Origin of the sequence: Allofournierella sp. (assembly GCF_048388525.1) — a bacterium.
Classification (GTDB): Bacteria; Bacillota; Clostridia; order Oscillospirales; family Ruminococcaceae; genus BQOK01.
Window position 1 is genome coordinate 1 of sequence record NZ_DBGCTQ010000007.1, and the last position, 12,416, is coordinate 12,416.

Here is a 12,416-nt window from a genome sequence, read left to right on the forward strand (position 1 = left end):
GCAAGTACCTTTCGCTGATGGCGATGTTTACGGTGCCGGTGGCGGTGCTTGCGCTGTATCCGCTGCTGATGAGGGCGCTGGGCGGCGCGGACCTGGCGGCAAGCTACAGCGGCTTTTTGGCTTACCTGCTGATGGCGGCCGCGGGCATTGCGGTGTGCATGTACCTTTCCGCGCTGACGGAAAATCAGATCATTGCGGCGCTGGGCGGATTTGGGGTGCTGCTGGTGAGCTACCTTCTGCCCAGTATCCAGACCCTGTTCACCGCGGGCAGCGGCCTGGCCCTGATCGTGTTCGGCATGATCCTGGGCGCCGCCGCGCTGGCCGCCGGCCTTCGCAGCCGCAGCCTGGCGCTGGGCGGCGGGGTATTTGCCGTGGGCTGTGTGGTCCTGGCTGTTTTTTGGGGCACCAAAAATGCGTTCCTCACAAGCGCTTTCAACGCGGTGATGGGGGCGCTGGCCCTGTTTGAGCCGTTTTTGAGTTTTGCGAACGGGCTGTTCGACCTGGGCGCGCTGGTGTATTATGCCAGCGTGGCGGCGCTGTTCCTGTTCCTGACCGGCCAGGCGCTGGAAAAGCGCCGCTGGAACTAAGGGGAGGGGGAGAACGGGATGAAAGGATTCAGCCTGAAAAAAGCCGGAAAGGGCGCGGAGCAAAGCAGGACCGTGTTCAAAAACGGAGCGATGGCCAGCGTTCTGACCGCGGCGGTGCTGGCGGCGGTGGTGCTGGTAAACCTGCTGGTGGGCAAGCTGCCGAAAAAATTCACTCAGTTTGATCTGAGCCAGAACGGAGTGTACTCGATCGGCGAGGATACAAAACAGCTGCTGGCGGGCGTGGAGCAGGACGTCACCTTTTACTATCTGGCGCAGACCGGCCAGGAACAGAAGAACCTGACGGCGTTTCTGGACCGCTATGCCGGCGAGAGCAAGCACGTGCGCTGGGAACAGAAGGACCCTGCACTGTACCCCACCTTTGCCGCACAGTACGGCGCGAAGGACGCCGCCGAGGGCAGCATTATCGCGGTGTGCGGGGAACGCAGCAAGGTGATCGATTCGGGGGAGCTGTACCAATACGATTACTCAAACTACTACACCACCGGCAGCGTGGACATGCTGTTCGACGGTGAGCAGCAGCTCACCAGCGCCCTGTATTACGTAACGAACGGCGACCTGCCCGTGGTGTATCAGCTGACCGGGCACGGGGAGGCGGCGCTTTCCACCAGCCTGGAAAGCGCGCTGAACACCCAGAACATTGAATTGAAGAGTTTGGCGCTGGTGAGCGCCGACGAAGTGCCAAAGGATGCGGCCGCGCTGATCCTGGCGGGGCCCACGGTGGATTACACGGCCGAGGACGTGCAGCTGCTGCGGGACTATCTGGACGGGGGCGGCAGCCTGCTGGTATTCACCGACGCCTCGGCGGCCACGCCGAACCTGGACGCACTGCTGGCCGAATACGGCCTGGCGCGCACGCCGGGCCTTGTGGTGGAGGGGGACGCAAACCACCATGCCCGGGGCTACGACTATTACCTGCTGCCGGACGTGGGATACCACGAGGCAACCCAGGCGGTGCAGGATTTGTATGTACTGCTGCCCATGGCGCAGGCCATTGAGGTGAGCGAAACCGAGAATGTGAGTGTTTCGAAGCTGCTCAACACCTCCAGCTCCGCCTACAATAAGACCGCCGGGTACGACATGACCACCACCGCAAAGGAAGAAGGCGACACCGACGGCCCCTTTGCGCTGGCGGCGGCCGCCACAAAGACCCTGGGGGAGACCGAGAGCAAGGTGATCTGGGTAGGCAGCCTGAACCTGCTGAACGCCGGCATCGACGCGCAGGTGGCGGGCGGCAACAGCCAGTTTGTTTTGGGCTGCACCGCCTGGCTGTGCGGGCAGGATACAGGCGTGCTGATCGCGGCCAAAAGCCTTTCAGGCGACCAGCTGGTGGTGAGTGCGGGCCAGGCGGCCCTGTGGGGCAACCTGACCACCATTGCGCTGCCGGCGCTGTGCCTGATCGCGGGCGCGGCCATTACCATCCGGCGGAGGCGGCGGTGAGATGAGAGCAAAAGAAAAATTATTGCTGGGACTGGCTGCCCTGCTGGCGGCGCTGGCGCTGGGCGTGTTCGCTGCGGGCAGGCTGAGCGGGGCCGAGAGCCGTTCAGCCGGAGAGGAAAGTATCCCGCTGGCGGACTGGCCGGCGGCGGACATTGAGCGTTTTGGCATTGAGTATGCGGGAGAAACGCTTACCTTTGTGAAAGCGGAGCTGCCGGAAGGGCAGGCCGGGAGCGGCGCGGCCGCAGACTCGGATGGAGCGGCGGAGCCGGAGAGCGAATGGCAGCTTGAGGGCGAGCCGGAAACGGCGCTGGATCAGGGCGCCGTAAGCACTATGCTCACGGCCCTGGCGGGCCTGCAGGCTGACCGGGCGCTGGGCGCGGCCAGCGAGGAATACGGCCTTGACACACCGACCCTGCGCTTTTGGGTGACGGCGAACGGGGCCACCCACACCTTTGCGGTGGGAGATGAGAACGGTGTGACCGGCTCGGTCTACCTGCAAAGGGAGGGGGAAAGCGAAGCGTATCTGGTGGCCGCCAGCCGGGTGGACAGTTTGAAAAAAACGAGGGGCGACCTGCTGGCAGAACCGGCGGACACGGCCGGCAAAGAGGATGTGGAACCGACGCCCGGGCAGGGGGAAAACGCCCCGCAAAGCGGGCAGACGGCAGAGAGCGCGGCCTCCGAAAAATAGAACACAGGAAGGGCCCCACCCCCTGCGCGCCCGGCGGCGCGGCAGGGGGCGGGGCCTTTTGCGGCCTTTACAGTTTGTTTGCAGTTTCGAGATTTACACAAAGGCGCGAAACGTGTATAATAGTTATTTATGAACGTGTATTTTACAGGGCTGAACAGGCCATGTTTCAATGGGGAGGATGTAGTATGCAGACAGGGTATCAGGGCCGCGATATGAGCGAGGCCGAACGCCGCCGCCGGGCGACCGCGCGCACCCGGCGCAGGCGCAGAATTCTGCGCAACCGCATTATTTTTGCAGTGGGATGCCTGGCCGTGCTTGCCCTTGCGGGCTTTGGCGTGTTCAAACTGGTGAAATTTGTGCAGGGGAAGGGGGACGGCGACCCAAAGCCCCCCGCCAGCACCTCGCAGCCGGCCTCGACCCCGGCTTCCGCAGCGGGCACAGGGGTGAGCACGGGGGAGCCCGCCTCAGAGCCTGCCGCGGACCCGCAGGGGGAGGACTGGCTATTGACGCTGGTGAACAACAATGTGCCGCTGCCCGAGGGGTGGAGCATTGAGACCGAGGTGGCCGAGGAGAGCAACCAGAAAGAGCTGGCTGCCGTGGCCGCCCAGGCTTACCGGCAGATGAAACAGGCCGCGGCGGCAGAGGGCATCGACCTTTTGCTGTGCTCGGGCTACCGCACGGTGGAATACCAGGAGAATTTGTTCTCCCAGCAAAAGCAGAAGTGGCTGGATAAAGGCTACTCGGAAGAGGACGCCTACAACGAGGCCAAAAAGGTGGTGGCGGTGCCGGGATATTCCGAGCACAATTCCGGGCTTGCGGCCGATATCGTGACCCCCAAGCACCAGAACCTGGACGACGCGTTCGGCGATACCGACGCCGCCAAGTGGATGTTTGAGCATGCGCCGGAGTACGGCTTTATTCTACGCTACCCGGAAAACAAACAGGCCATCACCGGTATCATTTATGAGCCCTGGCACTACCGCTACGTGGGCGTGGAAAACGCAAAGGCCATTACGGCCAGCGGCAAATGCCTGGAGGAATACCTGGACCAGAACGTATAAACACAAAAAGGAGACAAACTGTTTTGCAACGTGAGCTCATTGCACCCGGCGTTCACCTGAACGCCATCCCGGCGGAAAAATTCAACCGCTGCCGCCTTTCGATCCATTTTCGGTTCCCCGCCAGCAGGGAAAAGGCCACGGATCACGCCTTGCTGCCCCTGGTGCTGGAGCGGGGCTATGCGGCCTGCCCGGACATGACCGCCCTCTCCCGCAAGCTGGCAAAGCTGTATGGCGCCGCGCTGACGGTGGAGACCAGTATGCAGGGCGCAAGCCGCGTGCTGAGCATCAGCATTACCGGCATTAAGGACCGGTATGCGCTGGAGGGGGAAGCCCTTTCGGCGGAATATGCGGCCATTGCGTTTGGCGTGGCCTTTGAGCCGTATTTTGAGGACGGGCTTTTCAGCAGGGAGGCGGTGCGGATCGAAAAGGCGACCCTGGCCCGCCAGCTTGAGAGCGAGATCAACGACAAGCGGCTTTACTGTGTGCGGCAGGCCCGCCGCAAATTTTACGGCGACAGCCCGGCGGGGATCGAGCGGGACGGCTACCTTGCCGACCTGCCCGCCGTGACGCCGGAAACGCTGACCGCCGCTTACCGCGAGATGCTTAGCGCCGCCCAGATCGACGTGATAAGCCTGGGGGCTGACGAGACCGCCGTGCGCGCCGCCCTGCTGGAAAAGCTGGCCGGGGCCGAGCGGGCCCCGGCAGAGCTGCCGGGCAACCTGTTTTTGCCCGGCCAGCCGGCACAGCGCTTTGAGGAGCGGATGGATCTGGTGCAGGCGAAGCTGTGCATGATGTTCACCTGGAACGCCCCCGCCGACCCGGAAGACCTGAACGCGTTCCGGCTGGCCATGTGCCTGTATGGGGGCGGGGCCACCAGCCGCCTGTTTTTAAACGTGCGCGAAAAGCAGAGCCTGTGCTATTACTGCGGCAGCCGGTTTGCCAGCGCCACCGCCTGCATGATGGTGGACAGCGGCGTGGAGCCGGGGAACACGGAGAAGGCCGAGCAGGCCATATTGAAAGAATTGGACGACCTGGTGAACGGCCCCATCCAGCCGGAAGAGCTGGAGGACGCGCGGCGGAGCCTGCTTTCGGGCCTGAACGGCGTGGGCGACAGCCTGGCCGGGCTGGAAAACTGGTATTACACCGAGATCCTGCGGGGGGCGGGGGTTCATGCGCCCGGGGAGGCGGCAAGCGCGCTGGCCGAAGTGACGGCGGAGGATGTGCGCCGCCTGCTGGCGGGCTTTACCCACTCGGTGAGTTATCTTGTTACGGCAAAGGAGGGCGCGCCCCATGCAGAATGACGCCATGCAAGCCGTGCGGCGGGCCGCCGCCTGCGAAACCATAAAGCTGGACTGCGGGCTTACCGTGCTGGTGCGGCCCATGCCGGGCTACAGCGGGGTGCACGCCATTTACGGCACCCGTTTTGGGTCGATTGATCTGGATTTTGAGGTGGACGGCAAGGCGGTGCATCTGCCCGCGGGCGTCGCCCACTTTTTGGAGCACAAGATGTTCGAGAGCGAAGACGGCGACGCCTTTGCAAAATACGCAAAGACCGGAGCCGCGGCCAACGCCTACACCAGCTTTGACAAGACCTGCTACCTGTTCACCGCCACCCAGCAGGTGGACGAGAGCCTGGATATCCTGCTGTCGATGGTGGGAGAGCCCTACTTTACCGAGGCCACCATTGCCAAGGAGCAGGGAATCATTGGCCAGGAAATAAAAATGTATGACGACAGCCCGGACTGGCGCATCATGACCGCGCTGTTCCAGTGCCTGTATCACAGCCACCCCATCCGGCATGATATTGCGGGCACGGTGGAAAGCATTGCCGAGATCACCCCGGAAATGCTGTACGACTGCTGCCGCGCTTTTTATAGCCCGGGCAACATGGTGCTGGCGGCGGCGGGAAACGTGACGGCCGAACAGGTGCTGGCTGCCTGTGAGCGGGCAAAGCTGCCTGCCCGGCCGGTGAGCATGCGCCGCCTGCAGAGCCCGGAGCCGCCCACGGTGGCCCGGGAGCGTATGGAATTCAGCATGCCGCTGGCAAAGGCGTGCCTGGGGGTGGGCTTTAAAGAGGCGCCGGTGCAGGGGGCGAAGGCCGAGGTCATCTGCGATATGCTGACCGAACTGATCTGCGGCGGCATGACCCCCTTGTACCGCAGGCTGTACGACGAGGGGCTTGTGAACCCCGGCTTTGACGGGGAATTTTTGCTGCTGGAGGGCTGCTGCTGCTTTTTGTTCACCGGCGAAACCGACCAGCCGGAAACGGTGCGGCAGCTTTTGCTGGACGAGATCGCGCGGCTGCGCGGACAAGGGGTGGACGGGGAGCTGTTTACCCTGTGCAAAAACCAAATGTACGGCGAGATGCTGCAAGACCTGGAAAACATTGAGGATGCCGCCACGGCCCTGGCGGGGAGCTTTTTCCGCCGGCGCGCGCTGGCAGAGGAGATCGAGGCGCTGGCCAGCCTGACCAAGGCGGAGGTGGATGAGGCGCTGCAGGGCATGCTGTGCGAGGACCGCAGCGCCACGGTGGTCATCCGCCCCGAAAAGGAGGACAAAGCATGACGAATCTGGTGCAGTTTCCCGGCCTGGGGCTAGAATTTGAGATAAACCGGGTGGCATTCTCGCTGGGAGGGCTGAACGTTTACTGGTATGGCCTGATCATTGCCGGGGGGCTTTTGCTGGCGCTGATCTTCGCCTTCCGCTACGCGGTGGATTTTGGCATCGACGCGGACCGGCTGGTGGATGTGATCCTGATCGGCACGGTGTGCGCGGTGATCTGCGCCCGGGCGTTCTATGTGGCGTTTTCGCCCATTCCCTACGAGAGCGTGTGGGATATGATCAACATCCGCAACGGCGGCATTGCCATTTACGGCGGTGTGATCGGCGCGGCAGTGTTTGGGGGGCTTGCCTGCAAGTGGCGCAGGCTGCCGGTGCTGGCGACCTTTGATTTGGTGAGCATGGGCTTTTTGATCGGCCAGGGGATCGGCCGCTGGGGCAACTTTGTGAACCAGGAGGCCTTTGGCAGCAACACCAGCCTGCCCTGGGGCATGATCAGCGAGGGGACCCGCAGCTACCTGACCTACTGGCAGAGCGAACTGTTGGAGCAGGGGGTGCTGGTAGACCCCAGCATGCCGGTGCACCCCACCTTTTTGTACGAGAGCCTGTGGTGCGCGGTGGGCTTTTTCGCCCTGTGGGCCTATATGAAAAAGCGCCGCTTCAACGGCGAGATCGCGCTGCTGTATGTGGCGTGGTACGGGGCCGGGCGCTTTTGGATCGAGGGGCTGCGCACCGACTCGCTGATCATTCCCGGCATTGGGCTGCGGGCCAGCCAGGTGATCGCGCTGGCGAGCGTGCTGGTGGGGATCGCGCTGATCGTGTACGGGCGCAAAAAGCACAAAGAGCCGCTGGAGGTGGAGCTGCCGGTGCCGGGCGAGGTGCTGAAAAAAGCGAAGAACGCGGCAGGGGATGCCGGTACGGTGAGCGTTCACGCCAAGCGGCTGCCCGCCCGCGCTGCGCACAAGGAGTTCATACAGGCGCTGAATGAGATGAAAGCCGCGGATGTGCCGGAAGCCGTGGAGGCCGCCCAAAAGGCGGTAGAAGCGAAAAGACAGGACGGCAGCGCGCCGCTGGCGGTGATTGTTGCGGCGAAGAGCGAAGAGCCCGCACAGGGCGCGGCACAAGCGCCAGAGGCCCCGGAAACCGATGCGGCTCAGGACGCGGACGGGCAGGCCCCGGAAGCCCCGGAGCCTGCAAAAGGCCGGCAGGAAACAGACCGGGAACCAAATGCGGACGCAGGGCCTGAGACCGCGGAAGAAACAGCGGGCCAGGCGCCCGGAGAACAGCCAAAACAGAAATAAAACCACAACCAAAAAAGGGAGGGATACGGCGATGGCGGCACAGATCATCAGCGGCAAGACCCTGGCGGCACAGGTGAAAGAACGGATGACAGGGGAAACCGAGGCGCTGAAGCGGCAGGGGGTCACCCCCTGCCTGGCGGTGGTGCTGGTGGGGGACGACCCGGCCAGCGCGGTGTACGTGCGGGGCAAGCAGAAGGACTGCGAGGAGTGCGGCATCCGCAGCCTGCTGGTGCGCCTGCCCGCCGAGGCCACCCAGCAGCAGGTGCTGGAGCGGCTGGCGGCCCTGGCGGCGGACGGCGCGGTGCACGGCATTCTGGTGCAGCTTCCCCTGCCCCGCCACATTGACGAGCGGGCGGTGATTGCCGCGATCCCGCCGGAGAAGGACGTGGACGGCTTTACCCCGGTGAACGTGGGGCGCATGGTGATCGGCGAGGAATGCTTTTTGCCGTGTACCCCGGCGGGCTGTATCGAGATGCTGAAAAGCACCGGCCAGCCCCTTGCGGGCAAGCACGCGGTGGTGATTGGCCGAAGCAACATTGTGGGCAAGCCCGCGGCGATCCTGCTGCTGCGTGAGAACGCCACCGTTACGGTGTGCCACTCCCGCACGCAGGGGCTCGCACAGCTGTGCCGCAGCGCGGACATTCTGGTGGCGGCGGTGGGCCGGGAGGGCTTTGTGACCGGCGATATGGTGAAGCCGGGCGCCACCGTAATCGACGTGGGCATCAACCGGAATGCGGAGGGCAAGCTGTGCGGCGACGTGGATTTTGCCGCGGCCAGCGAAAAAGCGGCGTTTATCACGCCTGTGCCCGGCGGCGTGGGCCTGATGACCCGCGCCATGCTGCTGGTGAACACGGTGCAGGCCGCGCGGATGCAGGCGAGGGCATGAGCGGGCGCCTGAGGCCTGCCTGAAAAACACCCCGAAACGAGAGGCCCCCGGCTGCGAACCTGTTTCGCAGCCGGGGGCCTTTTGGAAAGAGAAGGAACAGCGGGGAAGAAGGGCCGGGCGCGCAATTTACCCCGGAAGGGAGCCGCGCGCAGGAAGGATCAGCGCTGGTACACGATCTCGCCGTCCAGGATGGTGAGGGCCACCTGGGCATCCTTGATCTCGCCTGCGGGGACCGCAAAGAGATCGCGGTCCAGGACCGTGATGTCGGCCAGCATGCCCTCGGCCAGGGTGCCCAGCTCGTGCTGGCGGCGCACCGCGCAGGCCGAACCGTAGGTGTAGGCTTCCAGCGCCTCGGAAAGGCTGATGTGCTGGTGATATTCCCAGCCGCCCTGGGGCAGACCCTGGGTATTTTGGCGGGTCACTGCATAGGACACGTTCTCGATGGGGTTCAGGGCGGCGGTGGGAACGTCCGTGCCGAAGGCAAGGCGGACCCCGGCGTCCAGCATGTCGCGGAAGGCCCACATCAGCTTGGTGCGCTCCAGGCCCAGGTCGGCTTCGATGCCGGCGGGGTCGATCATGGAGTGAGCAGGCTGCATGCTGGCCATTACGCCCAGCCCGGCCAGGCGCCGGATGTCGCCCTGCTGGATGTTTTCCAGATGTTCCAGGGTGTTTTGAATGGCGGGGTCTTTGCCCAGGGCCTTCTGCGCCTTTTCGTAGGCGTTCAGCCCTGCGTGGATGGCCCCGTCGCCAATGGTGTGGATGCGCATGCTCATGCCGTTTTTGTTGGCCAGGTACACAAGCTCGTCCATGTCGGCCTCGGCCACGGTGAGCTGGCCCCGGTCGCCGGGATATCGGGCGTTGGTGTAGGGCTCGCTGAGGTAGGCGGTGTGGGTGCTGGAAACGCCGTCGAGGAATTGCTTTACCCCCCGCCAGCAGAGCTTTGGATGGGTGTATTTTTCCCGCATCATTTTGGGGCGGGCCATATCCTTGGTCATGGTAGGGAACAGGTGCGCCCGGAAGGTAAGCTTGCCCGCGGCGAGGAATTCTTCCAGCAGCTCGGGGTGCAGAAGGTCCGCGCCCGGCAGGCTGGTGGCGCCCAGATCGCACACGCTGGTGATGCCGTATTCCCGGAACTGGGCGAACAGGCTGGCGTAGGCGTCCTTGATCTCGGCCTCGGTGAAGCCGTTGAGCACCTGGGCGTAGACCTTTGTGCCCGCCATCTCCTTGGCGACGCCGGTCAGATGGCCGTTTTCATCCCGCACGAATTCGCCGCCCGCGGGGTCTGGCGTGTCGTCGGTGATGCCGAGGGTTTCCAGAGCGCGGCTGTTCAGCCAGGCAGTGTGGCCGTCGCCGCTGCTCATGCAGACGGGCCAATCGGGGTACGCCGCGTCCAGGCTGGCACGGGTGGGCAGGGCCGCGCCCTCGCCCCAGAAGGGCAGATACCAGCCGCAGGTCACCACCCAGGCGCCCTTGGGGCGGGTGGCCACAAAGGGACGCATCCGCTCGATGCAGTCCTGCTCGCTGGTGTTCTCCAGCATCATGAACATGTATTTGCTGAACATCAGCGCGGCCATATGGATGTGGAGGTGCGCGTCGTGAAAGCCCGGCATTACAAGCTGGTCGCCCAATTCAAGGGTCCGGGTGTTTGGGCCGATGAGCGGGGGGGCCTGGTCGGCGGGGCCGACGTAGGCGATGCGGCCGCCCGCCACGGCCACGACGCCGCTGATGGGCTGCCCTTTGCCCAAAAAGATAGAATTGCTTTTCAGGATGAGGTCTGCATTCATTGTTTCGTATCCCCTTTGCATGTTTTAAAAACCGGGCGGCGCAGGCGGCCGCCCGCCGTTGGTTTTACCATAGCACACCCGGGACGGCGCCCGCAATAAACCCACCGGTTTATTTTATGGAAAGGAGATAGTTTATCCGCGTAAACTTTTTGAAAACTAACAAATTTGCACAAAACGAAAGTGAATATTCCGGCAAGAACGCTATACAGCGGCGCTTTCATCTGGTATAATGGCCATAGGAGCGCATTTGGCGGGAACTGCCGATGCGCGCAGGAAAGGGGAATGGCGCGTGGCATATCTGCTGTTTTTTTACAATATTTTGCTCATTGCGCTGTTTTTGCTGTGCACCGCCGCGTTCCTGCTGCTCTGGCGCAGAGAGCGGCAGGCCATGTTCGGCTGGGCCGCCGCCGCGTTCGGCGCTTACCTGGCCGACGCGGTGCTGGTGTATCTGGGCGAGTTTGTGCCGGGGTTTGCGCGGTACTATCGGGCCACGCTGTACTCCGAGGCGCTGCTGCAGGTGGGGCTGTTTCTGGCCACCATGCTGTGTTACCGGGGCTTTACCGCCGCGGCGCTGCAGGATGCGGCCCGAAGGTGGGAATGGGGGGCCTGGCTGGCGGCCTGGCCGGTGTGCGCGGCCATCTGCGCTGCGCCCATGACGCCCCTTTCCACGGCGGTGTTTTACAGCCTGCTGGCCTGTGTGGGGATGTATGTGGCGGCCCGGGGGCTTTTAAGGCTGCGGTCCGGCGGCCGGCCGCGGCCCTTTTTGCGGGGCGTGCTGGTGTGGATGACGGGCTGCTTTGCGGCTTACGGGGTGGAGAACCTGGCCTGGGTGCTGGGCGGCAACCCCCTGGCGGGCCTGTGGCCCACCCTGGGCCAGCGCTGGGCGAGCATTGAGATTATGAGCCTGGGGCTGGGAGGCGCGTGCCTTGTGTGGGCGGTGCGGCGCATTTTGGCCGCACCGGTGCCCGAACAGGGCGGTGCGGTGCGGATGCAGGCCGAGGCGGCAGGATTTGCCGCCCGCTACAGCCTGACCCGGCGCGAGAGCGAGGTGCTGGAGCTGCTGCTGGCGGGGATGAACAACCAGCAGATCGCCCGGCAGCTGTATATCTCGGTGGGGACGGTGAAGGCCCACACCCACAACATTTTTGCAAAGACCGGCTTTGGCGACCGGGCGCAGCTGGCCGACGCGGTGCGGCAGGGGAGAAACGCCTGAAAAACCGCAGGAAAGCTGGAAAAAGCGCTTGCAATGCCGCCGGGTTTGTGGTATAGTATTAAAGCCGCATGGTTTGGGCAGCTAAGAGGTGTGAAACATCCACCCGCCTACTAGCCCAGCGAGACTTGTATAAGAGAGGCAAAATTATGTACGCTATCATCGTTACCGGTGGCAAACAGTACCGTGTTGAAAAAGGCGACGTGGTTTTCATCGAGAAGCTGGAAGTCACCGAAGGCGACACCGTAAAGTTCGACTCCGTTCTGGCCGTGGGCGGCGAGGGCGCCACCAAGGTGGGCACCCCCCGTGTGGAGGGCGCCAGCGTGGAGGCCAAGGTCGTAAAGAATGGCAAGGGCAAAAAGCTGAACATCATCACGTACCGGGCCAAAAAGGGCAGTGCCCGCCACATGGGTCACCGTCAGCCCTATACCAAGGTCGAGATCACCGCTATCAACGGTTAAGTAACGGAGGTGTAACACAATGGCACATAAAAAAGGCGTAGGTTCTACCAAAAACGGCCGCGATTCCGAGTCCAAGCGCTTGGGCGTGAAGCGGGCCGACGGTCAGTTTGTGCTGGCCGGCAATATCCTGGTCCGTCAGCGTGGCACCCACATCCACCCCGGTGAGAACGTGGGCCGCGGCACCGACGACACCCTGTTCGCCCTGGTGGACGGCAAGGTCGCTTTCGAGCGCGTGGGCAAGGACCGCAAAAAGGTCAGCATCAAGCAGTGAGGCTGTAAACCGAAGCCCGCAAGGCTTGGGTAAAAAGTGACAGGATGAAAGATAGGGCCCCAGGGAAGAAATTCCCCGGGGCCTTTTTTGTGCTGTGAAGTTTGATCCACGCTTGAATAAAGATAAACTATAACAAATATTAAAAGGGAT

The 12,416-nt window shown here is 63.3% G+C and carries 12 protein-coding genes; 11 read left to right on the forward strand and 1 reads right to left on the reverse strand.

The window, feature by feature from the left end; translation table 11 throughout:
* The 8 genes from ACMLHZ_RS00960 to folD all read left to right on the forward strand — a co-directional run.
* A partial coding sequence (locus ACMLHZ_RS00960; RefSeq protein WP_418665949.1) for an ABC transporter occupies positions 1-587 on the forward strand: 587 nt, incomplete at its 5' end.
* An 18-nt stretch (positions 588-605) separates the two neighbouring features.
* Complete coding sequence (locus ACMLHZ_RS00965; protein ID WP_418665950.1) at positions 606-2,045, forward strand: Gldg family protein; 1,440 nt, start codon at positions 606-608, stop codon at positions 2,043-2,045.
* 1 nt (position 2,046) lies between these two features.
* Positions 2,047-2,733 (forward strand): DUF4340 domain-containing protein, encoded by a 687-nt coding sequence (locus ACMLHZ_RS00970; RefSeq protein WP_418665951.1) that lies wholly within the window; start codon positions 2,047-2,049, stop codon positions 2,731-2,733.
* Between the two features lie 185 nt (positions 2,734-2,918).
* Positions 2,919-3,794 carry a M15 family metallopeptidase gene (locus ACMLHZ_RS00975; protein WP_418665952.1) on the forward strand — a complete coding sequence of 292 codons (876 nt, stop codon included), beginning with the start codon at positions 2,919-2,921 and terminating at the stop codon, positions 3,792-3,794.
* 23 nt (positions 3,795-3,817) lie between these two features.
* Positions 3,818-5,095 (forward strand): M16 family metallopeptidase, encoded by a 1,278-nt coding sequence (locus ACMLHZ_RS00980; protein WP_418665953.1) that lies wholly within the window; start codon positions 3,818-3,820, stop codon positions 5,093-5,095.
* Complete coding sequence (gene yfmH, locus ACMLHZ_RS00985) at positions 5,085-6,359, forward strand: EF-P 5-aminopentanol modification-associated protein YfmH (RefSeq protein WP_418665954.1); 1,275 nt, start codon at positions 5,085-5,087, stop codon at positions 6,357-6,359. The genes ACMLHZ_RS00980 and yfmH overlap by 11 nt, the downstream gene beginning before the upstream one ends.
* On the forward strand, positions 6,356-7,654 hold the full coding sequence (gene lgt, locus ACMLHZ_RS00990; protein WP_418665955.1) for a prolipoprotein diacylglyceryl transferase: 1,299 nt from the start codon (positions 6,356-6,358) through the stop codon (positions 7,652-7,654). The genes yfmH and lgt overlap by 4 nt, the downstream gene beginning before the upstream one ends.
* A gap of 31 nt (positions 7,655-7,685) precedes the next feature.
* The gene (gene folD / locus ACMLHZ_RS00995) at positions 7,686-8,540 is read left to right on the forward strand and encodes a bifunctional methylenetetrahydrofolate dehydrogenase/methenyltetrahydrofolate cyclohydrolase FolD (RefSeq protein ID WP_418665956.1); all 855 of its coding nucleotides are present in this window, start codon (positions 7,686-7,688) and stop codon (positions 8,538-8,540) included.
* Positions 8,541-8,698: 158 nt separating this feature from the next.
* Here the strand turns inward: folD and ACMLHZ_RS01000 are convergent, their stop codons facing one another.
* Complete coding sequence (locus tag ACMLHZ_RS01000) at positions 8,699-10,324, reverse strand: amidohydrolase (RefSeq protein ID WP_418665957.1); 1,626 nt, start codon at positions 10,322-10,324, stop codon at positions 8,699-8,701.
* A 289-nt stretch (positions 10,325-10,613) separates the two neighbouring features.
* On the opposite strand from ACMLHZ_RS01000, the gene ACMLHZ_RS01005 reads away from it, so the two are divergent.
* The 3 genes from ACMLHZ_RS01005 (at position 10,614) to rpmA (ending at position 12,266) form a co-directional block, all read left to right on the forward strand.
* Positions 10,614-11,537: a response regulator transcription factor gene (locus tag ACMLHZ_RS01005; RefSeq protein ID WP_418665958.1), complete on the forward strand. Its 924-nt coding sequence runs from the start codon at positions 10,614-10,616 to the stop codon at positions 11,535-11,537.
* A 146-nt stretch (positions 11,538-11,683) separates the two neighbouring features.
* Positions 11,684-11,995 carry a 50S ribosomal protein L21 gene (gene rplU / locus ACMLHZ_RS01010; RefSeq protein ID WP_418665959.1) on the forward strand — a complete coding sequence of 104 codons (312 nt, stop codon included), beginning with the start codon at positions 11,684-11,686 and terminating at the stop codon, positions 11,993-11,995.
* A 19-nt stretch (positions 11,996-12,014) separates the two neighbouring features.
* A complete protein-coding gene (gene rpmA / locus ACMLHZ_RS01015; RefSeq protein WP_177563558.1) occupies positions 12,015-12,266 on the forward strand; it encodes a 50S ribosomal protein L27 in 252 nt (83 codons plus the stop codon).
* Positions 12,267-12,416 lie beyond the last annotated feature (150 nt).